Origin of the sequence: Kitasatospora aureofaciens (genome assembly GCF_019192735.1) — a bacterium.
Taxonomy (GTDB): domain Bacteria; phylum Actinomycetota; class Actinomycetes; order Streptomycetales; family Streptomycetaceae; genus Kitasatospora; species Kitasatospora aureofaciens_A.
The window spans coordinates 1-20,500 of record NZ_JAHTKP010000098.1 but is presented as its reverse complement, the minus strand read 5'-3'; the positions used below and the strand labels follow the sequence as shown (position 1 = coordinate 20,500).

Annotated in this window: 19 protein-coding genes; 14 read left to right on the top strand and 5 right to left on the bottom strand. The window is 67.5% G+C overall.

All coding sequences use genetic code 11. From position 1 onward, the window contains the following. Positions 1–688: 688 nt before the first annotated feature. A complete protein-coding gene (locus KV557_RS39545) occupies positions 689–1,756 on the bottom strand; it encodes a methyltransferase (RefSeq protein WP_218206800.1) in 1,068 nt (355 codons plus the stop codon). Positions 1,757–1,884: 128 nt separating this feature from the next. Next, positions 1,885–3,105, bottom strand: a complete 1,221-nt coding sequence (locus KV557_RS39540) for a cytochrome P450 family protein (protein WP_218206798.1) — start codon at positions 3,103–3,105, stop codon at positions 1,885–1,887. A 397-nt stretch (positions 3,106–3,502) separates the two neighbouring features. On the opposite strand from KV557_RS39540, the gene KV557_RS43800 reads away from it, so the two are divergent. The 8 genes from KV557_RS43800 (at position 3,503) to KV557_RS39505 (ending at position 10,597) form a co-directional block, all read left to right on the top strand. Next, on the top strand, positions 3,503–3,631 hold the full coding sequence (locus KV557_RS43800) for a hypothetical protein (RefSeq protein WP_256178646.1): 129 nt from the start codon (positions 3,503–3,505) through the stop codon (positions 3,629–3,631). Between the two features lie 273 nt (positions 3,632–3,904). Continuing rightward, the gene (locus KV557_RS39535) at positions 3,905–4,696 is read left to right on the top strand and encodes a SagB/ThcOx family dehydrogenase (RefSeq protein WP_218206796.1); all 792 of its coding nucleotides are present in this window, start codon (positions 3,905–3,907) and stop codon (positions 4,694–4,696) included. Positions 4,697–4,735: 39 nt separating this feature from the next. Further along, the gene (locus tag KV557_RS39530; protein ID WP_218206794.1) at positions 4,736–5,770 is read left to right on the top strand and encodes a TOMM precursor leader peptide-binding protein; all 1,035 of its coding nucleotides are present in this window, start codon (positions 4,736–4,738) and stop codon (positions 5,768–5,770) included. After that, positions 5,763–7,130 (top strand): YcaO-like family protein, encoded by a 1,368-nt coding sequence (locus KV557_RS39525; protein ID WP_218206793.1) that lies wholly within the window; start codon positions 5,763–5,765, stop codon positions 7,128–7,130. The genes KV557_RS39530 and KV557_RS39525 overlap by 8 nt, the downstream gene beginning before the upstream one ends. Position 7,131: 1 nt before the next feature. Then, a complete protein-coding gene (locus KV557_RS39520) occupies positions 7,132–7,899 on the top strand; it encodes a CPBP family intramembrane glutamic endopeptidase (RefSeq protein ID WP_218206791.1) in 768 nt (255 codons plus the stop codon). Continuing rightward, positions 7,896–8,582 carry a CPBP family glutamic-type intramembrane protease gene (locus KV557_RS39515; protein WP_218206775.1) on the top strand — a complete coding sequence of 229 codons (687 nt, stop codon included), beginning with the start codon at positions 7,896–7,898 and terminating at the stop codon, positions 8,580–8,582. Before KV557_RS39520 ends, KV557_RS39515 begins: the two co-directional genes overlap by 4 nt. Before the next feature lie 37 nt (positions 8,583–8,619). After that, the gene (locus KV557_RS39510) at positions 8,620–9,684 is read left to right on the top strand and encodes an LLM class flavin-dependent oxidoreductase (RefSeq protein WP_218206773.1); all 1,065 of its coding nucleotides are present in this window, start codon (positions 8,620–8,622) and stop codon (positions 9,682–9,684) included. A 238-nt stretch (positions 9,685–9,922) separates the two neighbouring features. After that, positions 9,923–10,597, top strand: coding sequence for a TetR/AcrR family transcriptional regulator (locus KV557_RS39505; RefSeq protein WP_218206771.1), 675 nt, complete (start codon positions 9,923–9,925; stop codon positions 10,595–10,597). A gap of 25 nt (positions 10,598–10,622) precedes the next feature. Here the strand turns inward: KV557_RS39505 and KV557_RS39500 are convergent, their stop codons facing one another. Continuing rightward, the gene (locus KV557_RS39500) at positions 10,623–11,384 is read right to left on the bottom strand and encodes an MmyB family transcriptional regulator (RefSeq protein ID WP_218206769.1); all 762 of its coding nucleotides are present in this window, start codon (positions 11,382–11,384) and stop codon (positions 10,623–10,625) included. Between the two features lie 424 nt (positions 11,385–11,808). Here KV557_RS39500 and KV557_RS39495 point away from each other — a divergent pair, with 424 nt between their 5' ends. The 6 genes from KV557_RS39495 (at position 11,809) to KV557_RS39470 (ending at position 17,836) form a co-directional block, all read left to right on the top strand. After that, positions 11,809–12,252, top strand: coding sequence for a helix-turn-helix domain-containing protein (locus KV557_RS39495; RefSeq protein WP_218206767.1), 444 nt, complete (start codon positions 11,809–11,811; stop codon positions 12,250–12,252). A gap of 213 nt (positions 12,253–12,465) precedes the next feature. Further along, positions 12,466–12,855, top strand: a complete 390-nt coding sequence (locus KV557_RS39490) for a hypothetical protein (protein ID WP_308130293.1) — start codon at positions 12,466–12,468, stop codon at positions 12,853–12,855. Beyond that, positions 12,852–13,991, top strand: coding sequence for an MAB_1171c family putative transporter (locus KV557_RS39485; RefSeq protein WP_218206763.1), 1,140 nt, complete (start codon positions 12,852–12,854; stop codon positions 13,989–13,991). The genes KV557_RS39490 and KV557_RS39485 overlap by 4 nt, the downstream gene beginning before the upstream one ends. A gap of 165 nt (positions 13,992–14,156) precedes the next feature. Further along, the gene (locus KV557_RS39480) at positions 14,157–15,359 is read left to right on the top strand and encodes an amidohydrolase family protein (protein WP_218206760.1); all 1,203 of its coding nucleotides are present in this window, start codon (positions 14,157–14,159) and stop codon (positions 15,357–15,359) included. A gap of 236 nt (positions 15,360–15,595) precedes the next feature. Further along, complete coding sequence (locus tag KV557_RS39475; RefSeq protein ID WP_218206758.1) at positions 15,596–17,341, top strand: MFS transporter; 1,746 nt, start codon at positions 15,596–15,598, stop codon at positions 17,339–17,341. Between the two features lie 174 nt (positions 17,342–17,515). After that, positions 17,516–17,836, top strand: coding sequence for a hypothetical protein (locus KV557_RS39470; RefSeq protein ID WP_218206757.1), 321 nt, complete (start codon positions 17,516–17,518; stop codon positions 17,834–17,836). Between the two features lie 1,034 nt (positions 17,837–18,870). On the opposite strand, the gene KV557_RS39465 is transcribed toward KV557_RS39470, so the two are convergent. Both KV557_RS39465 and KV557_RS39460 read right to left on the bottom strand, forming a co-directional pair. Then, positions 18,871–19,377, bottom strand: a complete 507-nt coding sequence (locus KV557_RS39465; RefSeq protein ID WP_218206755.1) for a hypothetical protein — start codon at positions 19,375–19,377, stop codon at positions 18,871–18,873. A 124-nt stretch (positions 19,378–19,501) separates the two neighbouring features. Beyond that, complete coding sequence (locus KV557_RS39460) at positions 19,502–20,047, bottom strand: SMI1/KNR4 family protein (protein ID WP_218206753.1); 546 nt, start codon at positions 20,045–20,047, stop codon at positions 19,502–19,504. Positions 20,048–20,500 lie beyond the last annotated feature (453 nt).

The window sequence follows — 20,500 nt, the reverse complement described above, 5'->3', positions numbered from 1 at the left end:
AGGCATCGCCACCCGGTATGACAAGACCCCGGAAAGCTACCTCGCCGGCCTCCACCTCCGTGGCGCGATGATCTGGATCAAGGACCTCACCCGGACCCACTGATCACGACCGAATACGCGCCCTAGTGCAGGCTGCGGGGGCGCTGGGGCGTCTGGACAGGGTGTCGGTGGTGGGCTTCGGCGGTGGGCATGCCCCTGGTGGCCTCGGCGGTGCCGGCGGGAATGTCGGCACGGGCGGCAAGTCCACCGGGCTGATCCGCCGCTCCGGCGGGACGGTCGGGGGTGCTCACTCGGGCGGTGCCAGCGGTCGAGCGTTCACCGAGGGCGGCACCGGTCTTGGTCGTAACCGTCTTGGCTTCAACGGCATGGACGGTATGCCCGGGGCCCACGGAGTCAGAAGAAAGACAAGAAGGGCGGCAAGCGCCAGGTCTCCTCGTCGAGGACGAGGAGACCTGGCAGACCAACGACACCGTCAACCCGCCCGTGATCGAATGCCAACCCCGCATCGGGACCTCGGCCTGGTTGCTTCAGCTCGCCTGTAGCGACCAGGCCTTGTCTTGCAAGCAGGACGAAGTCACTTTCGACAGGAGCGGTACTCCCGGTTGCCACTCTTTCCTCATGAAATCGGCCCCTTCGGTAGGTCGTACCGAAGGGGCCGATTTGTGTATCCGTCTCAAGTTTCAGAGGCTCACTTCGGACGGGCGGTGAGTAGCCACTGAGGCGGTAGCAGGCTCTTGGCGTCGTCGAGCACGAAGCCGTACGTGTCGAGGAGCTTCTCCCACTCGGGCAGCGTGTGGACGCGCCCTCCGCAGTTCACCATGACCTCGATGTCGACGAAGCGTCCCCAGTCGTACTCGTTGCCCGGGGTGATCACGGACTCGATGAGGAAGAGCCGGGCGTCCTTCCGGTCGCCGATGGCTGCGCGGATGCTCAGCAGGGTCTCGGCGGCCACCGTTTCGTCGAAGCAGTGCAGGGTGTTCTTGACCAGGTAGGCGTCCGCCTGAGTCGGGATGTCCTGAGGCAGTGCTCCAGCGAAGAGTTCGACCCTCTGCGCCAGTTTGCCCCGCGTCAGGTCGGGATGGGCTCCTTCCAGCACCTTGGGGCGATCCATGAGGACGCCCTTCAGCGACGGGTGGGCGTCGAGGATCGCTCGGAGAAGGGTGCCGTTGCCGCCGCCGAGGTCTGCCACTGTGCCGAACTGGGCGAAGTCGACGGCCTTGAGCAGAGCTTGCCCCACCCCCGCAGTGAGCGGCGCCCAGGCCCCCTGGTAGATGGTGCCCAGCTCGGGTGATTGGTCGAGGTAGTCGAAGAACGCCGTACCGTTGGCGTTCTGGAAGCTGGGCCGGCCCGTCTTGAGCACGTCCAGTATGCCGGCGAACGATCGGGTGGTGGGCTCCGATCCGAGCAGCAGGGTGAGGTCGCGCAGGCTGAGGTCCACGCCGCTGCTCAGGTGGTGTGCCATGGGGGTGAGGGTGAAGCGGCCATCTTCCATTTCCGAAAAGACGCCAACGCCGGCTGCGGCGCGCAGGCAACGACGGAGCGGATCCGTGAGTACGCCGCAGTCCTGCGCGAGGCCCTCGACCGTGCGGGGGCCGCCCTGGAGTAGGTCGGCCACTCCGAGGTGGGTCAGGGCGAGCAGTGGTTGGGTGATCCACTTGGCTGCGATGAGTTGCATCAGGCGCAGATGCGGGGGCATCCAGGCGGGGAAGAGCAGGTCAGCCGGGGTAGCCGGGTTGGTGTCCTGATGTGCGGGCACGGTGACTCCCTGAGTGCGTCGAGCTTCCGCTACGCGTTGCATAGGTGGACTTGCGTTGATGGCTGGTTGGGGCGGCTTGGGTGCTCGGCCGCGCGGGGCGTACGGGCGTGTCCGCCCTCGGGTTGCGGTCAGCGGGATAGCACGACCGGGAGTCGGCTCATGCCTCGCATCACCAGGTTGTGCCGCCAGGGGAGTTCCTCGTACGGGCCGTCCAACTGCACGTCCGGGAAGCGGGAGAAGAGCGAGAGTACGGCGATCTTCGCTTCCATCCGCCCAAGGGCGTGGCCCAGGCAGTGGTGCGCGCCGTGGCTGAAGGACAGGTGTCCGGTGGAGGCGCGGCCGAGGTCGAGCCGGTCTGGGTGGTCGAACTGCCGCGGGTCGCGGTTCGCCGCGCCGAAGAGCACGAGCACGGGATCTCCGGCCGGTATGAGAGCGCCTGCGACCTCGATCGGCTCGGTGGGGAAGCGCCAGGTGGCGGACTTGACCGAGCCTTCGAACCGCAGGAGTTCCTCGAGCGCGCCGTCGATCAGCTCGGGGTTCTGCCGCAGCCGGGCCAGCTCGCCGGGGTGCTGCAGGAGGGTGGCGATCGCGTTGGCGATGAAGTAGCCGGTGCTCTCGTGGCCGGCGAAGAAGAGCTGGAAGAGCAGCGAGTTGAGCTCGTCGGTCGAGATCTCCATACGCTTCTCCGCGGCGAGGAGAAGCGCCATGAGCCCGTGGGGGGAGACCGCCTGCGGATCGGCTATGAGGTCGCCGAGGTACGCTGCTAGCGACTGGATGACCTGGAGGAAGACGTCGTCGTGCTCCGCGTCGCCGCGCAGAACCTGCAGCCCGAGATCGCCGAACAGGAGGGCCCCGTCGGCGGGAAGGCCGATGAGCTCGACTAGGACCAGGATCGTTAGCGGGAGAGCGAAGTCGGTGAGGAGGTCGGCGCGCTCACGGTCGGCGAGATCGTTGAGTAGCGTGTCGGTGATCTCCTGGACGCGGATCTCCAGCGATCGCAGCCGACGGGCCGTCAGAGCGGCCGACATGACCTTGCGCATGCGGGTGTGGTCCGGCGGGTCGGTCGCCAGCAGATGGCGGCCGTACAGCGACTGCTTCTCCTCCGTGGCCAGGGACAGCAGCACCCCGCGGACTTCCGAGGTGGTGGAGGCTGGTTCGATGCTCAGCCTGCGGTCGATCAGGAGTGCGCGAGACTCCTCGTAGCCGCAGACTACCCAGGCCAAAAGGCCAGGAGCGACCTCCAGTTGGTGGATCGGCCCGGCCTCGATCAGGCGGCGGTACGCGACGTACGGCGCTGCGGCGAACTCCTTCCGGAACGGTTGCGGTAGCACGGGGACAGGCGAGGCCATCTGAGTCTCCTTCGTCTGAGAGCGCGGGGGAACCGGACGGTTCGAGTGCGGTGAGCTGCAGGCGCATGCCGATCAAGGGCTGGAAGTCCCGAGCCGGGCGATCCGGGCCGGCACGCAGGCCTGACCGCGCGATGCCACAGCTATTCGTCTATCACGACCAGTCGAGTGCAGGTCAGCGTATGCATTCGAATGATCTTCGATTCGCACATGTTGTTCATAGCCCGTTGACCACAACCTGCGTTCGTTAGAGAGTCATTCCGGGCGGTCCACGAAGGACTGATCGCCCAGGAACGCGGCTCGCCGAATCAGGGATTCCGTTTACGGACGCATCCCATGGTAGCCGTTTCCTCCGGACAGGCCGTCAGGCCGATGTTTCCGCCACAAGGAGGTGAAACAAATGGAGCTTCGTTCTCAGGCCATGGTTGAGCACCGCAACGCCACGGCGCAGGTCACCCTTACTGGTGGGCGTGACGAGGAGATCGTAATTCCGGGCACCTGCTGCTGCTCGGCCGCGATCGTCCGCTAGAGCCGAGCCGGCCCAGCCGGATGAAGTAAGCCGAGCAGGCCAGGGCCCGGCCTGCTCGGCCCTCCCCGAATCCTTCAATCAGCCCGGCCTGACATCAGCGCACCTGGCCGGCAGCCGAAAAGGTGATCCCGATTGTCTGATACTTCTCCGGGCGCCGCCGCCGGGGTACGCGATTCCCTGATAACGACAGAAACCCGCGAGGTCAGCTCCAGCGTTCGCTCTGTCGGACTGCGAACGCACCCGCTGCGCTTCGACAACCTGTCGAATGCGAATGTGTTCCCGCGTACCGCCGAGGAATTCCTCATAGCCAGCAGGAATGTCCGCCACGACCGGGAAACGCAGCTCTCCGTCGCCCACTACTTCTCCGACCCCGTCGCCATCGCACTGGCCCAGTCCTCGAAGAACCCCGGGGACGGCTCGGAACGCGTCGCCCTGCCCGAAGCACAGCCACCGGCGGCAGACCTGGCGGACGCGATCGCAACCAGGCGCAGCGCCCGGCAGTTCGCCAGGGGACCGCTCTCACTGGAACAGATCGCGACCCTGCTGCGCTACGGCAACTCCGAGACCGCGGAAGTCCTCGCACCGCTCGACGGCGGCGGCGAGGCAGTGCTGCGTCTGCGGACCGCTCCGAGCGCCGGCGGCCTGTACCCGGTGGAACTGTGGGTCGCGGCCCTGGACGTCACCGGTCTTCCGCGCGGTGTCCACCGCTACCTTCCCCACGAGGACGCACTGGAACGGTGGGCCGGCCCGGACACCCTTCAGCCGCTGCTCGACTCGTGCGCCGACCTGGGCCCCGGCGGGCCGACCGCCTCCGCCTCGGCGATCCTCCTCTTCGTGGGAAGCCCGTGGCGCTCGATGCGGAAGTACGGCCCGCGCGGCATGCGCTTCCTGCTGCACGAGACCGGCGCGATCTCCCAGAACATCCACCTCACGGCCACCGCGCTCGAAGTCGGCAGCCTGGACTACTCCGGCTACTTCGACGACGAGACCCACCGGGCACTGGGCATCGACGGAGTGTTCCGAGCCGTCGTCCACCTCGTGCTCCTCGGCGCCGTCGACCAGTAGCCCCTGACCGCAGACCCTTTCACCCACCTTGGAGTCCCGATGCCAGAAGCGGAGGCGCGTCTCAAGCGCGCGATGACAGTGATCGGCCACAGCCCCGACGTCGTGGAGCTGCGGGTCGGAGTCTGGAACCCGAAGTCGTTCACGATCACGGACGAGTCCGGCAAGGGAAAGCTGTTCGGCCTCATCGCCGGCCTCGACGGCACCACCAGCCACCGCGATCTCGCCCGCGCTTACGGGGTCTCACGGTCCACCGTCGAGGCGGTCGTCGATCACCTGCGCACGCTCGACGCCATCGAGTGGGGCTCCACGAACGCGCTCGACGCCTATCTCGATCACGTCAACGCCCTGCGGGTCGATGACGGAGCCCGTCAGCAGACCGAGCGCGTGGTGCTGATCGGCGACCCGGCGCTTACCGACGCGATCGCCGGGCTGCTCGAGGACGCCCAAGTTTCCAAGATTGAGCGGATCGGACCCGAGGACGCCCTGGCCCGCGACCTGGCCGCCACGGACCCGGCGGTGCTACACGACGGTCTGCGCCTGGCCGAACTGGCCGAGCGGTTCGCGCAGTTGCGTGGCGCCTACGTCGTGTGGGCGCAGCAGACGGTCAACCCCGTCCAGTCCCAGGTGTTCAACCGGATCGCTCTGGAACTCGGCGTGCCGTGGACGCACGCGGCCATCGACGGACCGTTCCTCTTCGTCGGCCCGACGATCGTGCCGGAGAGCTCACCCTGCTACGAGTGCTTCGAGACCCGGGTCACCATGAACCTGCGGGAGAGCGCGAGCTACCTGAAGTACAAGACCGCGCTGGCCGAGGGGCAGGTGGTCCCGGGAACGCCACCGATGCTCGCCGCTTTGCGGACGACGCTGGCCGGGCACACCGCCCTGGAGGCGGTCAACTTCCTCAAGACCGGCAGCACCTTCACCATCGGCAAGACCCTGGGCATCTACCTGCCCACCATGGAGATCGCCCACCACGAGTTCCTCCGGCTGCCGGGCTGCCGGGCGTGCGGCTCCCTGCGCGGGCGCGACGACTCCAGCCTATACTTCGACGCCAGGGCGTGGATCAATGACTGAGGCAACCACCCTGGTACCGCGTGTCTTCCGCGACGAGGACGAGCGGGCCTGGTCCTTGCAGGCCCGGATGCACAACCGGCTGTGCGGCCTGATCACCTCCATGGGCGGCTTCAACCGCCACCTGCGCGCCCCGCGACTGTTCGTGGAGGGCGCCGAGTTGACCGGCGTGCACCTGTGGCAGGACCGGCCCGCACCCAAGCCCGGCTCGTACCACATCGGCGGGTACGGATTCGTCCCCTTCGAAAGCCGCATCCGGGTGCTCGGCGAGACCCTCGAACGCTACGCCGGCCACGCGGTGGTGGCCGAGGGCCGTCTGCCCATCACCTTCGCCAGCCACGCCGAGATGGTCCAGCGCGGAGAGCCCGTCCTGGAGGCCGAGGCGTTCACCTTCTTCGAGCGCACGCAGCTCGCCAGGAAGGACTTCCTCTACCAGGCCTTCGACCCGGCGGCCCCGATGGGCTGGATCCGCGTACCGTCGCTGACCGATGACACCGAGGCCATGGTGCCGGCGCAGCAGTTCCTCCTCGGCTACCTGCCCGCCGCCGAGGAGCCCTGGCTGGTGTCCGCGGTCACCACCGGCACGGCAGCGCACACCTCTCCCGCGGCGGCGCTCAGCGGGGCGCTCCACGAACTCGTCCAGATCGACACGGCCATCGGGCACTGGCACGGGACGATGACGAGTGTGCTCATCGAACCGGACCACCGGCTCGGTGCTCTCCAAGCGTTCATCAACCGGCACTACCAGGGCGCGGTCGACCCCGAGTTCCACTACCTTCCGAACCCGGATCTTCCCGGATTCACGGTGGCCTGCCTGCTGCGTTCACCTGCCGGTGTAGTCCCGGCGGTGAGCGTCGGCCTGGGCAGCGGCAGCAGCCTCCAGAGGGCCGTCTACCGCTCGCTCCTGGAGACCGTGGGCGTGCAGGCCTTGGCGAACTGGTCGTTCTTCCAGGCTCAGTTGGACGCGGCCGACGGCAAGCTGGCGCCGGGCGACGAGCGGCTGGACACCATGTTCGATCTGGAGTCCAACGTCGGCTACTACGCGAGCGCCGAAGGGGCACAGAAGGTGGAGGAGCGGTTCGCCCACAGTGTTCGCCTGCCCGCGAGCGACCTTCCGGCGGACAACGCACGGTCCTCTCGCGAGATCGTGCGGGAGGTCGTGGACGCCTTCCGCCGCACTGGCAAGCGGCTGTACTGGAGCGACCTGACCTCTCCGGACATCCGCAACCTGGGCTTCACCGCGATGCGGGTCTGGTCCCCGGACACCCTGAGCCTGCCGTTGCCCAGCGCCCCGCCCACCGCCCATCGCCGGTTCGCGGACTACGGCGGCTTCGTCAATCCGCTTCCGCACCCGTACCCGTGACATGCGCGCCTACCTCCTCGCCGTCCTGGTGCTGTGGGGGCTCGCGCCGATGGCCCTGGCCTCCCACCTCCACGGCCGGTGGATCGAGACCAAGTTCCGCAACCTGCCGACGCTCCCCGTCTACCTCGTCCTGATGACCGGGCTCGTCGGCCTTGCCCTCGCGGTACTCGGGCCGCGCATGCTCTGGGACGGCCGATGGCCCGGCCTGGCCACTGCCGCGCCGGGCGGCATCGTGCTCACCGAGATCACCTGGCGAGCCGACCGGTACCTGCTCAGGAAGCTCGGCAGGCGGCCGGGACGGCCGGCGCCGAACACCGCACAGGTTGTCCGCCAGACCCGCCCAGTCGGGATCGCGGCCCGAGGGCCGCGCCCGGCGACGGCCGCGCAGCGGACGATGCCGACGAACCGGTGGGGCAAGGCGGAACGGCAGCGCGAGATCTACGTCGGCCTGCCCTGGCTCGTGGCCGGTGCCGTGCTGGAAGAGCTCTGGTACCGCGGGGCGCTTGGACACCTCGCACTGTCCGGGATCCCGCTCCCGGTCGGCGTGCTGCTTCTCGCCGGCACGACGGCCGCGTTCGCCCTCTCGCACCTGCCGTTCGGCTGGCGGCAGACCGCCGCCAAGCTCCCCCTGTCCGTACTGGCCATCACAGCCACGCTGACCACCGGAACCGTGCTCACCGCCGTCATCGGCCACACCCTGTTCAACGTCCGCGTCTGGCACCTGTACCAGCGCACCACGGCCGCCCGCGCGAAGGCGGCCACCGGATGAGCACGCTGCTGGAGCCGCTGCTGCGCAGTGCCCTCGCACTCGCACTCCTCGGCGTGGGAGGTCGCTATGGTGTCCGCGCGCTGAACGTACGGCTGGCTGCAGTGTTCGGCGGTGAAATCATCTCGCAGACGGCGACCTGGTGCCTGGTCGTCGGGCTCCTCCTGCCGCTCTGGTGGCCGTCCGGGATCGGGCTCGACTCCGCAGCAAGCACCATCGCGCTCGTGCCCTTGGGCACAGCCGTCGGCGCAGGGGAGCTGGCAGTCGCGGGGCTGCTGTCGACCATGGTGGCGAGTGTCGTGCGGCGCGAACCGGTGGGAAGCCATAACTGGATGGCCGTGGTGCACAGCACAGCTGTCCGGCCCTACCGTCGGCTGGCACAGAGTCTGCCTTGGCCAGCAGCGGCGGGAGTGTTCGTACTGGTCGGGCTCGCCCAGGAACTGCTCCTGAGGGGTGCCGTTTTCGGTTTGGCCAGGGGTGGCGGCATCGGCCTCGCGGTCGGGTTGTCGGCCTGCTGCTCACTACTGACCGCTGTACTGCCCGTGCGCGACAGGGACGGACGGTATCTCGCTGGCGTCGTGGGTCTGGTAACCGGCGTGGCCCATGGCCTCCTCTACGCGCACACGCACAGTCTCATCCCCCTCGCCGTCGCACACGGCACGCTCCTCGCCCTGGCTGTCCTGTAACTACCCAACCTCGTCTACCTGTTGTGGAGGACCCTTCATGAAGTACGGGATATCTCTCCTGCCCGACTGTCGACCGCATGTTCGCTCCGCCGCGCAGTACTACGCCGACGTGCTGCGCGCGTCGCGACTGGCTGACCAGCTCGGCTTCGAGTACGTGAAGATGACCGAGCACTACCTCAAGGACTACGGCGGCTACTGCCCGAGCCCGCTCGCGTTCCTGACCGCGGTCGCGGCCCAGACCAGCAGGATCAGGCTGATGACCGGTGGCATCCAGGCCTCGTTCCACCACCCCATCCAGCTCGCGGCGGGCACCTCCCAGCTGGATGCGATCAGCGGCGGCCGCCTGGACGTGGGCTTCGCGCGGGCCTGGCTGCCGTACGAGTTCGAGGCGTTCGGCATCGAGCTGGACGACAGCCGCGCGAGGTTCACCGCGACGATCGAGGCCGTGGTGAAGCTGTGGACCGAGGACAAGACCTCCGAGGACACGCCGTTCTTCCGCTACACCGATGCCACCTCGCTGCCGCCGGTGACCCAGACGCCGCACCCGCCCGTGTGGGTGGCGGCCGTGCGCTCCAGGGAGAGCTTCGCTTGGATCGGCGAGAAGGGCTTCTCATTGCTGATCGCCTCCCCGCCCCGCGAGGAGGAACTCCCGCGCATGTGGGAGATGGTGGAGGTCTACCGTGAGACCTTCGAGGAGGAGCACGGCGCGTCCGGACGCAAACCGCGGGTCGCCCTCAGCGTCCCGCTCTACGTGGCGGAGACGGATGACGAGGCGTATACGGCCGGGGCGCCGTTCCTGCGCGAGTACCTGCAGGTCTGGGGAGAGGCGGCCGACTCCTGGGCCGGCGTCACCTCCTCCGCCTACCCGGGCTACTCCGCCGCCGGGAAGACCTTCCTGAACACCTCCGAGGCCGACCTGCGCTCCACGGCGACCGGCGTACTCGGATCCCCGGACACCGTCGTCGAGAAGATCCAGGCCCTGCGCGACGCCCTGTCGCTGGACACGATGCTCTGGCAGATCGACTTCGGCGGGCAGAACGCGGAGTCCATGGAGCGCAACCTCCGGCTTTTCGCACAGGAGGTCTGGCCCAAGGTCCGCTGACCTGCGTCGACCTGCGATGCGCCGACGAACTGCCGCAGCCGGGAGTGAGCCCAAGACCCTCCGGCTGCGGCTCCGTCTTGCCCGCCCTGCCTGCCGACTGGCTAACAATGTTCGGTAGATGGCCTGGTGATAGGCTCCAAGGGCGAGAATGGAGGACGGGGTGGCGACAGGGGCAGAGGCCCGGAAGCGGGTATCACCGCGACGGCGGAAGGAGCCGCCGCGCGCCGACCGGGCTCCAGTGACCCTGGACCGGGTCGCCGAGGCAGCCTTCCGGCTCATCGAACGGGACGGGCTCGAAGCCCTCACCATGCGGAAGGTCGCCGACGAGCTCGGCATCCAGGCCGCCTCCCTCTACTGGCACGTCCAGGACAAGCACGACCTCGTCGACCTGCTCGCCGACGCCCTCTTCGCGGGTTTCGGCCTGGAGGCACTGCCCGGCGCGGAGTCCGGCGACTGGAAGGCCGACCTGAAGGAGTTCGGCCACGCCTTCCGCCGGTACCTGCTCAGCAGGCGGGACGCCGCGCAGATCCTCGTCAACCGCTTCGTGCTCGGCCCCCACATGCTCAGCAACCTGGAGCGGCTGCTCGGCTGGCTGCGCGGCTCCGGCCTCGGCGACCGGGAAAGCTCGTACGCGCTGATCACGTGCCTGGTCTACATCCACGGCTTCGTGCTGTGGGAGACCACCCCCATGTCCGGCGCGGTCGCCCGCGGCGAGGCCCCTCGGGAGTATCTCGACGAAGTGCGGGAGGAGCTGGAGGAGTTGTCGCCGGAGCAATTCCCCCACACCGTCGCGCTCGCGGAACAGCTCACCGGCCCGAGCAACGACGCCCGCTTCGAGTTCGGCCTGTCATGCCTGCTGGACGGTCTCGCCGCGCAGGCGGCAGGCGGGGCCGGGTGCATGAGGACCAGCTGAGTCCTCTGCGCCGACCCCGCCGGGCTCAACGACGACGATCAGCCGGTACGAAGGACAGGATCTTGTAACCGGCCAGGTACCGGGGGACGGTCTCAACCACCGTGACGCGCGGACCCCACACCGGATGCCGGAACGGGCGAGCGGGCACTGGGCGAATCAGGGGACGAGTCGACAGCTGCGTCCACAGCCTGTGCACGCGCGGGTCGAGAGCGACGTTCCGCACCAGTGCCTTCGGCCATTCGGCCTCCGGGTACACCTCGCAGGCCGTCCTCAGATCGCTCAGCAGCGGAGTGGCCCACGCCTCGTCCCAGTCGCCGAGCAGGGTGTCACGAAGCTGGGGCGCCAGGAGCACCTGCCGCAGGAGATTCGCCCGGCTGTGCCGGTCCGGAGCGGCCGCGTGGAAGATGTCCTGGTAGGCGTCGTTGGCGGACACGACCCGCCAGGTCTGGTCGATGATCACCGCAGGGCAGGCTTGCATCGACAGCAGGTCCGCCCAGGTGGACTGCTCGTCGAGGGTCGCGCCGTGCAGCGGCGGCGGATCGTGGCGGACGGTGAGCATGTACAGCCGCCAACGCTCGTCAGGGCTCAGCTCCAGCAGACGTGCGAGCTCGTCGAGCACCGCGGCGCTCGGGTTGCGGATCCGGCCTTGCTCCAGGTTCCAGTAGCCACGGGGTGACAGATGCAGCTGCTTGGCGACGTCCTCCTGGGAGACGCCGGCGCGCTCGCGACATCGGTGAAGAAAAACTTGCAGCTCGCCGCGTGCCTTGATCGCCGACTGCACCGCCATGATCGTTACCCTCTCTGCTCGGTGAGTGGATTCGACCGGGGAAGTGGTCAAAAGAGCTGGGTAAGTTCCTTATGGCCAGGCACTGTTGCCGCCAGGACCGGGCGAGGCTGGGTTGGTCTCGCCGGTGGGAGCGCACCTGAAGGGTGGTGCCAGGGTGTTGCGGGATCTGGATCCTTGCCTGTGCCGCCTGTACGTCAGCTTGCTCGCCCCCCGGCGCATGCCGAACGCTTCCCGCCCTCTGGCTTCGACGGCCAGCTTCTCCACTCTTGTCGAAGATCATTTCCTACATGCCTGAACCGCAGTGGAGTTGCTTGCGGGGAGTCTATTCTTGGAGTGGACATGATTCAACTGTCGTGCAGAGCTTGGGCTTGAGGTAGATTGACGCCAGTCGAGCCTAGGCCGTTGCCGCGAGGGGGCCACCACTGTGACCGAGCAGGTGGGCCGTAGCCTGGCGGACAAGCTGAACCACTTGTTCGCGACCGTCAAGCCCCGTGGGGGCCAGGAGTACAGCAACGAGTACGTCGCCGCTGCCATCGGCAAGGCCGGCGTCGCGATCTCGCAGAGCTACATCTGGCAGCTGCGCAAGAACAAGAAGACGAATCCGACGCTCCGGCACCTTCAGGCGCTAGCAGACTTCTTCGGGGTGCCCGCAGCGTACTTCTTCGACGACGAGGTGACGGACCGGGTCGAAGGCCAGCTGAGCCTCCTGCGAGCGGAGCAGGAGCGCCTGGACAAGGCTGTCGGCAGCGGCGACGTGAAGGTCATGGCCATGCGCGCGGGCGAGCTGTCGCCGGAGCGACGCAAGCAGGTAATGGATCTCCTCGACGTCGTCTACCAGTTGGAGCAGGCCGAACGACGGGGCTTGTGACCGGCCGACATCGTCAAGGTCGCTGACATCCGGAGGGGGACCGGCGCAGCGGCAGAACTGATATCGAATCTGATCGGGGTGGGCAGATTGAAAGAACGGGAGCTGCGGCGTCGCTGTAAGCGCGAGCTGCGAGCACTGGGCATCCAACCTCCGTTACAGGTGGACGTCCTGTGCCGGCTCCTTGGGGAACGCCGCGGGCGTCCGATCCGGCTTGTGCCCTACTCGCTGCCAGTGCCCGGGCCGTTCGGCGTGTGGCTGGGCACCGCCTCGGCTGACTACATCCTGTACCAGCAGGAGACCAGCAAGATCCACCAGGATCACATCATCCTGCACGAGGTTGGACACATCCTGGCGGATCACCAGAGCGACGACACCGATGACGACTTCTGGCGGCAGATGGCCCCCGACCTGTCGCTGGACGCCGTCAGGCGCGCACTTCGGCGAACCTCCTACGACCAGGAACACGAACGCGAGGCCGAACTCGTCGCCACCATCATCCTCGAATGGGCCTCGGTGCTCGATCGCGTGACGCCCCGCAGGTCAAGCAACCCCTCGGTGCGGCGCATGCAGACAGCCCTGGGCGACCGGCAGGGATGGCTGTGACCGCCGTGATCGTATTCCTCGGCGTGGTTCTCCTCATCGCTCTGAGCTGGAAGCTGTACCAGGTGGTCAAGGCGCCTGAGGATGGCCCCCTTCGCGCGGTCACCCTGTGCCTTGCGTGTGTCGGCACATCGTTTCCGCTCGGTCTCCGGGCTGGCGCACGAGCCTTCGACAGCCTCACGGGGCCCGGCGGCGCCAAGCTGTTACAGAACGTCCTGCTCCTCGCGGCCGCCTACTGGCTGATGTGCTTCTATCTCTTCTCGGCGTCGGATCGCCAGGGCGGGCGAGTCCGCGCCCGGTGGGAGGCCCTCCCGCTCGTCGCCACCATCGCAACTATCTCGCTGGCCGTTCTCACGACTCCTGCGAGCGTCCGAGCTCACCTCTACGAGACGGCGGACATGCGCGTGAACCAAGTAGCCATCTTTTACCTTGTTGCAGGGCTCTACTTGGTCTACTCCATGGCCTCGGCGCTGTGTTGGACCTGGCGATACGCTCGCATGTCCACCCGTCCCCTGGCCATCGGGCTGTGGTTGGCAGCCGCCGGAATGGCCGGGATGGTGGCAGCTTGCTCGGTTCGCGCGGTCCTCGTGGTGACCCGCTGGCGAGGCAGCCCGGTCCCGCACGGCCTCTTCCAGCTCGTGAACCTCCTTCTCCTCCTTGCGGTGCCGCTGTTCGTGATCGGCGTGAGCTACCCCGGCGTCGTCACCCGGATAGCCGCACTGCGGATCAGGAGGCGCCACCGCCGCCTGTACCGGCGGCTCTACCCGCTCTGGACGGTGCTTCACAAGGCGTACCCCGAGGACACCCTGCATCGCGTACCTGTCAACCGGTGGCGCCACCTCCCGTCCCTCGGTGGCGTTCACCGCCGGTACTACCGGCGCGTCATCGAGTGTCGCGACGGTCTGGTGCGTATCAGCCCGTACCTCGCAGACCTTGGCGCCCACGACGGCAGCGAAAGCTCGCCGGCGGCACTGGCCGAGCACCTTCGGACCGCACTGCAGACCCACGCGGCGGGCGGCTCGGCGAGTTCGATTGCGGTTCCGATAGCGATGCCACACAGCGACGACCTTGAGGCCGACGTTCGACAACTCGTGGCTCTGGCAGATGCATTGAGATCGGCTAAACCCGAAAGCCGCTGAGCTGCGGAGGCGATGCACCCACGCAGACGAGTGCTTCCCGGGGTGGAGTGCCCCGGTTTGGCCTTGCTCACCCGAGTTTCGGGCACCTCGCGCTCGGCTGAGCCGGGCCGCCACCAGGCGCCCGGTTCCTCGCAGGTGAATTCGGATTGGACAAGGAGACGGATCATGGAACTGCTGATCTCGGCTGGACGGGTGCTCACGGGCCCCGGCGGCGAATGCGTGGACGATGGGGCCGTCCTCGTCAGTGGAATCGCCATCGCCGCAGTCGGGACCCGGGAAGAGGTCGAACGCATCGCCCCCGATAGTGCACGAAGGGCGTTCTTCCCCGACGGCACGATCCTCCCGGGGCTGATCGACTGCCATGTACATCTCGCCTTCGATGCTTCATTCGATCCGGTGGGTGCGTTGCGCGAGGCGGACGATCCGAGCCTGCTTCTCGGCATGGCCGGTCGGGCCCAGCAGCTACTCGCGGCCGGGGTGACTACCGCGCGGGACCTGGGCGACCGGGGTGGACTCTCCGTGCGCTTGCGGGACGCGATCGCGGCGGGAGTTCTCCACGGCCCGCGGATCCTCGCGGCGACGGCCCCCCTCACCCCGCCCGGAGGGCACTGTTGGTTCCTTGGCGGCGAGGTATCCGGCGAGGAGGCCATCCGGGAACGGGTGCGATGCAATGCCGAGGCCGGCGCCGACGTGATCAAGATCATGGCCACCGGAGGCGGGCTCACCAAGGGTGGACCAGCGACCTGGCAGTCCCAGTTCACCACCGACGAGCTGCACCTGGTCGTCGAGGCGGCCCGCCGAACCGGGCTGCCCGTCGCAGCCCACGCCCACGGCACCGATGGCATCGCGAGTGCCGTCGCCGCCGGAGTGAACACGATCGAGCACTGCACCTGGATGGTCGACGGCGGCTTCGAGGTGCGCGCCGATGTCGTCGCCGACCTGGTCGCCAAGGAGATCCACGTCTGCCCGGCGGCCAGCCCCAATTGGCGGCTATTCGCGGAGCGGTTCGGAAAGGACCGCGCCGAGGAGTTGTTCGGCCAGGTGCGGTGGATGGCTGAGCAGGGAGTTCGCCTGGTGGCCGGCACGGACGCCGGGGTGCCAGGCGCCGGGTTCGACGGCTTCGTGAACGGTCTCGAGCTCTACGAGCACCTGGGCTTCTCCCGGGACCGGATCCTCGACATGGCCACCATCGAGGCGGCTCGCGCTCTCGGAATCGATGCGGATACCGGACAGCTCGCCGCCGGCTACCGCGCCGACCTGCTTGTTGTAGACGGTGACCCACTTCGCGACCTGAACGCCTTGCGCGCGCTCCGCCTCGTCCTGGCAGGAGGACGGCCATACGGCAACGGCATGAGTGAAGGTTGGTGATCGGGGCGCCTCTGCTCCTCCCGTAACAGCCTGACCCGAAGTCACGTGCGCCCGGGGCCAGTCGGCAAGCACCGCCGACTGGCCCCGGGCGCACGCGTATGTCCGGGTTCCTTCCGCATCCGGCCTGCGGACTGACAGGCGAGCATCGAGTCACGCACCCTACCTAACGTTGATAGGCGACTCTAATGTTGTTAGGGTAAGTGATGTCGAAATCGCTACAACCCGTGGGAGAGGCCATGGTTGACCTCGGCAAAGGGGAAGTGCCGGCACGCGCCGTGCACGCGAAACCCGCCGGGCGGCACAGCTGGATCGCACTCGCCATCGTGCTGACGGCCGCGTTCATGCAGCTGATCGATGTAAGCATCGTGAACGTTGCCGTTGCCGCGATCCAGAACGGGCTGGGGGCGAGCTACTCCCAGATCCAGTGGGTGCTGGCCGGATACACACTGGCGTTCGCGGTCCTGCTGATGGCCGGAGGGCGACTGGGAGACCGTGCCGGGCGAAAGCGGATCTTCCTGGTTGGAATGATCACCTTCACCGCGGCCTCGTTGCTGTGCGGAGCCGCCGGCAGCGCGGAACTGCTGGTGGTCGCCAGGCTCCTTCAAGGGCTCGCCGCCGCCTTGATGTACCCGCAGGTCTATTCCGTCATCCAGGCCACCGTCCCGCCAGAGCGACGAGGCGTCGTGCTCGGCATCCTCGGGGGCATCATCGGCCTCGCTGCGATCACTGGCCCGCTGGTCGGCGGCCTGCTGATCCAGGCCGACCTGTTCGGCTGGGGCTGGCGGCCCATCTTCCTGGTCAACGTACCGGTTGGCATCCTGGCAGTGCTGCTCGCTCTCCGCTACCTCCCGGAGTCCCGTGCGGAGAACCCGGGTACCGTCGATCTGCCGGGAGTCTTCCTGGTCACCGCAAGCCTCGCGCTGATCGTCTATCCGCTCGTTCAGGGGCGTGAACTCGACTGGCCGAAATGGTTGTTCGCCCTGATGGGCGCCGGTGTCGCTCTGTTACTGCTCTTCGCGGTCTACGAGCAGTACCGCGCACGGTCAGGCAGCAGCCCGCTCGTCCGGATGAGCCTGTTCCGCAACCGCAGCTTCACCGGCGGACTGGTCGTGGTCATCCTCTTCTACGGCGCCTTCCTGCCCTTCTTCCTGGTGTTCAGCCTCTACGTCCAGGCGGGCCTCGGCTACACGGCTCTTCAGGCGGGCCTGGCTCTCGTTCCCTACGCGCTGGGCTCGGCGGTCGGGTCCGGCACCTCCATCGCGCTGGCCCCTCGGCTCGGTCGTCCAATCCTGCATCTTGGGTTGGCTCTCCTCATCCTCGGCACCGGCGCGACCATCTGGGTCGTGCACCGCTGGGGCACCGACCTCCACACTCTCCAACTGCTGCCATCCCTCGTCCTCTCGGGCATCGGCTTCGGGCTGACCGTCACCCCGCTGGTCACCCTGGTTTTGGCCAAGGTGCCACTTGATCAGGCCGGCGCGGCCTCCGGCGCACTTACCACCGCGCAGCAGATCGGCAGTGCTGTCGGCATCGCGGTCCTGGGCACATTCTTCTTCGGACTGCTCGGCAGTCACGCGGACTCCGTCACCGCAGCTCAAGTCCCGCAACTCAAACGGGAGCTGGTCGTACTGAAGCTGGATGAGCCGGCGGCTGACCGGATGATCCAGCAATACCGCGCCTGCTTCCACGACCGGGCCAACGAGAAGGACCCCGCCGCCGTCCCGGCCAGCTGCCAGGCCGAAAGCAATCCGCCGGGCGGAAGCAGTCAGATCCAGCTCGCCGCGAAGGTGGCAGACGTCCTCCAGGCCGAGGCGACCCGCGACCTGCGCACCGACTTTGCCGAGGCGGCAGAGCGAACCCTCTTCCTGCAAGTCGGCCTGTTCGTCGCCTGCTTCCTGCTGGTGTTCGCCCTTCCCCGGGTCCGAGGCCACGAGCTGAGCGAATTCGAGGAGCGAAGCCACGACACGGTGATCATCGGGTGATCTCCTGGCCCTGTCCGCGGGCGCCAGCACAGCCGCTGCCATCCCGCCTTCGCCCAACTGGCTGCCAGGGTCGGCGGCTTAGGGAGAAGTCACCAGGCGCTTGCGGACCGAGGCGCCGCGATCAGACCGCAACATACCGCGAGACCAGCCCTGACGAAGAAAGAGGGAGAGATCGTGCGCAAGTTCAAGAGCACAGCCTCACTGGCCTTGCTGGTCGCCTTGTCCGCGACCGCCGTCGGATGCGGCGAGCCCGACCACGCCGTTCTCGGCTCCAAGAAGCAGACCTGCCAACTCGATCTCAAGTCCGGGCAGTCAGCGACCATCGGGGGGCAGACCTTCGCGGTGGAGAACGTCGATGACAACTCGGTTACGCTCGACTCGCACGCCGTCGCGATTACCCTGCGCAAGGGGATCGACGTCACCTTCGGGCGTTCTCGGCTCCACCTCGGCAAGACCGAGGGCGGAACGGTCGGGCTCGCGGTCAAAGATCAGTAGTTCTATGCCCGAGAACGAGGCATTGTGAGACCAGCGTGGTCATGGCCCCGCCCCGTGGCCGTGGCCCGCTTCCCCGACGAGGCCCTGGTACCCCCCGGCCAGGGCTTCGTCATTTCTGTATCGGCTCCACCGAGCCCGAGTGTCGGTGCGGCTCGTTAACCTCGCCTCACGGCCTGACCAGTGCCCTGCGTGGCGCCGACCCGGAGTACGTCCTGGACGACGGCATCCGACCGCGTCGGGGATTTGCCGATAATTCCGGGTGAGGGAATTGTTGGTTAGCCAGCACTGCATTGCCGCGGTGTGGCAGGAATAGTTGGGATGGTTTCCGAAGCCAGCTGCTGGCCGCGCCAGGGCGGGGGGTGGATGAGACACTCGGGGGCGCCGATCAGCGCCACCATGGGGTGTGAGGCAAATCACTTTCGAACTTCCCCTCGCCCGTTGCCTCTCACGCGCCTCTCACGGACTGGGCGTCATGAGATGCCATCAGGCGTCGTGGGTGGTGGACGGGGTGGGCCCTGACCTGCGGGATTCGGACCGATGAACATCGGTCGGACATCCTTTCGGCCGCTGGGGGTCAAGGGGTCGCAGGTTCAAATCCTGTCGTCCCGACTGGAGTTCGCTCCATTGTCGCAGGTCAGAGGCCGTTTCCTCGTTCAAGAGGGAGCGGCCTTCGGCGTGCTTCGGGGCCTGCCTCTCACATTCGTCTCACGGTTTCATGGCTCGACGCCCGGGCCGGAGGCTGCTCGACGTCGTGAGCTAGTGACTATATGTTCTTGTCCTGCCTTTATGTCCGATCTATCGATCACTGCATGGGTTCAATGGTTGCTCGCCGTGATCGCAGATTCTGGCTGGTGAGTATGCACTTGACGCTTTTGCCATCGATCAAGTGCGCGCCGGCAGGTCCAGTGCCTGCCCAAACGCCGGATGAGTCTGGCGATGATGAGGCACCCGCTGCTGCCATCGTCGTAGGCGTGGCGCGATGTTGAGGCAGCGCTCCTGGCGCGGCGTCAGGTCCCCGTGGTGGCGAAATCCAGTCACCCCCATTGAACTACTGCTCGCACTGCAAGGCGCGGGCGAACCACCAGATCGTCTCGGACGAGCTTGAAGACCATCGCCAGGGCGGCGGCTCGGGAGCTGGCGCCCTGAAGGGTACGCCGTCGCGCTGGCGAGTACGGCTGCCCGCCCTCCCCAGCGACGGTGGCGAGTTCGTCGAGCAGCGCTGCGATGGCGGCGTCGGTCAACCGATAACCGTCGGCGGTCTCGACGATGTGGCCCGAGGCGATGCGGGAGTTCCACCACACTTCGAGGAAGCCGGGGGCGTATCCGCCGGTGCGGAAGCCGTACAGCTCGGTTGCGCGGCCGAAGGCGATCACGAGCTCAAGGTCCGGCAGCGCGTAGGAACGCTCGGGCTGCGGAGGCGTCCTGACGTACCGCTCGAAGGAGTCGACCTGGTTGAAGCTGGTGAACTGCCAGAACAGGTAGTCGTACATCAGAATGGAGCGCGCGTCGGAGTGCAGGGCGAAGACCCCCTTGTCGCGCACGAGGGCCCGCGCCAGCGCCCGGATTTCGCCGGTCCGCGTCGGGCAGAACGTCCGCGACCTCGCGGAAGGCACGCAGCAGGGCCGGGGACAAGCTGCCGTCGCGCACCGTGGCCAGGGCGGCGAGTCAGTCCTGCTCCGAGGTGTCGTAGACGGACGCGTCGACCAGGCTCGTGACGAACGCCTCGAAGGTCTCCGCGACCAAGGTGATCGCGAAGTTGTTCTCCTGCGCGACGTGCACCACGGTCGGCTCGCCGTGACTGCCGCACGCGCGGTAGTCGAGGGCGAGCATCTCGTGGCCGGCCGAGGGTGTGTCGGCGAAGTACACACCGATGTCGGGGTACTCCCACATGTCGATCCAGAACAGGCTGCCGAACTCGCCGCCGAGCGATTGCGGTCGGGTCCGCCCGATGCCCCGGATACCGGTGATCTCGATGTAGTCGTCGGCCCAGGAGGTCGGCTCGGTCAGGGGGAAGCAGGTCCGGGTCGGAGTACCGCCGTTGTGCGCGGTCATCAGCGCGATGTAGGAGTCGGGCAGGCGGTATCCGCCGAGTTCCTCCTCCAACGACTCGATCAACTCCCGTGAGGGCGGGGCCTCCTCCACGTACTCCTTAAGCGCGTACGCGGAGTCGTCCCAGAACGCGACGCCGTCGAAGCCCTCGAAGTGTCCCACTGCGCCCTCCCGCATCTGCTCGTCCGGCGATTGTACGTTCCGTGCCCAAACGCGATCGGGGTTCGCCCCCAGGTTCACCGGTGCATCGACCCGACGGCGCGTCGGCTGTTCTGCGATGTCCCCACGTGCCCGTGTCGCCTGCGGGACGCTGTCTGATGATCTGAACGTTGATGTGGCCGCCCTCGGCTGCGGCGGACCCGGCGCCTTCCCAACTCGCCCACCGACGCCGACGGAGCGGCTGAAGTACGCAGCGCCGACCATGGTGCCAATGATCAGGCAACCGCTCATCGCCACTCTCCCCCGAGAGCCTACGTGAAGTCAGCCGCCAGCTCCGCAACTCGCCTTGGAGCGATCGTCATGTCAGTGGAAGCTTCTACGATCCGTCGCATGCCGGTCGGCACATCCACCACAACCAGCCTCGGAGATGCAATGGACGGCATGTACTCGCCCGTC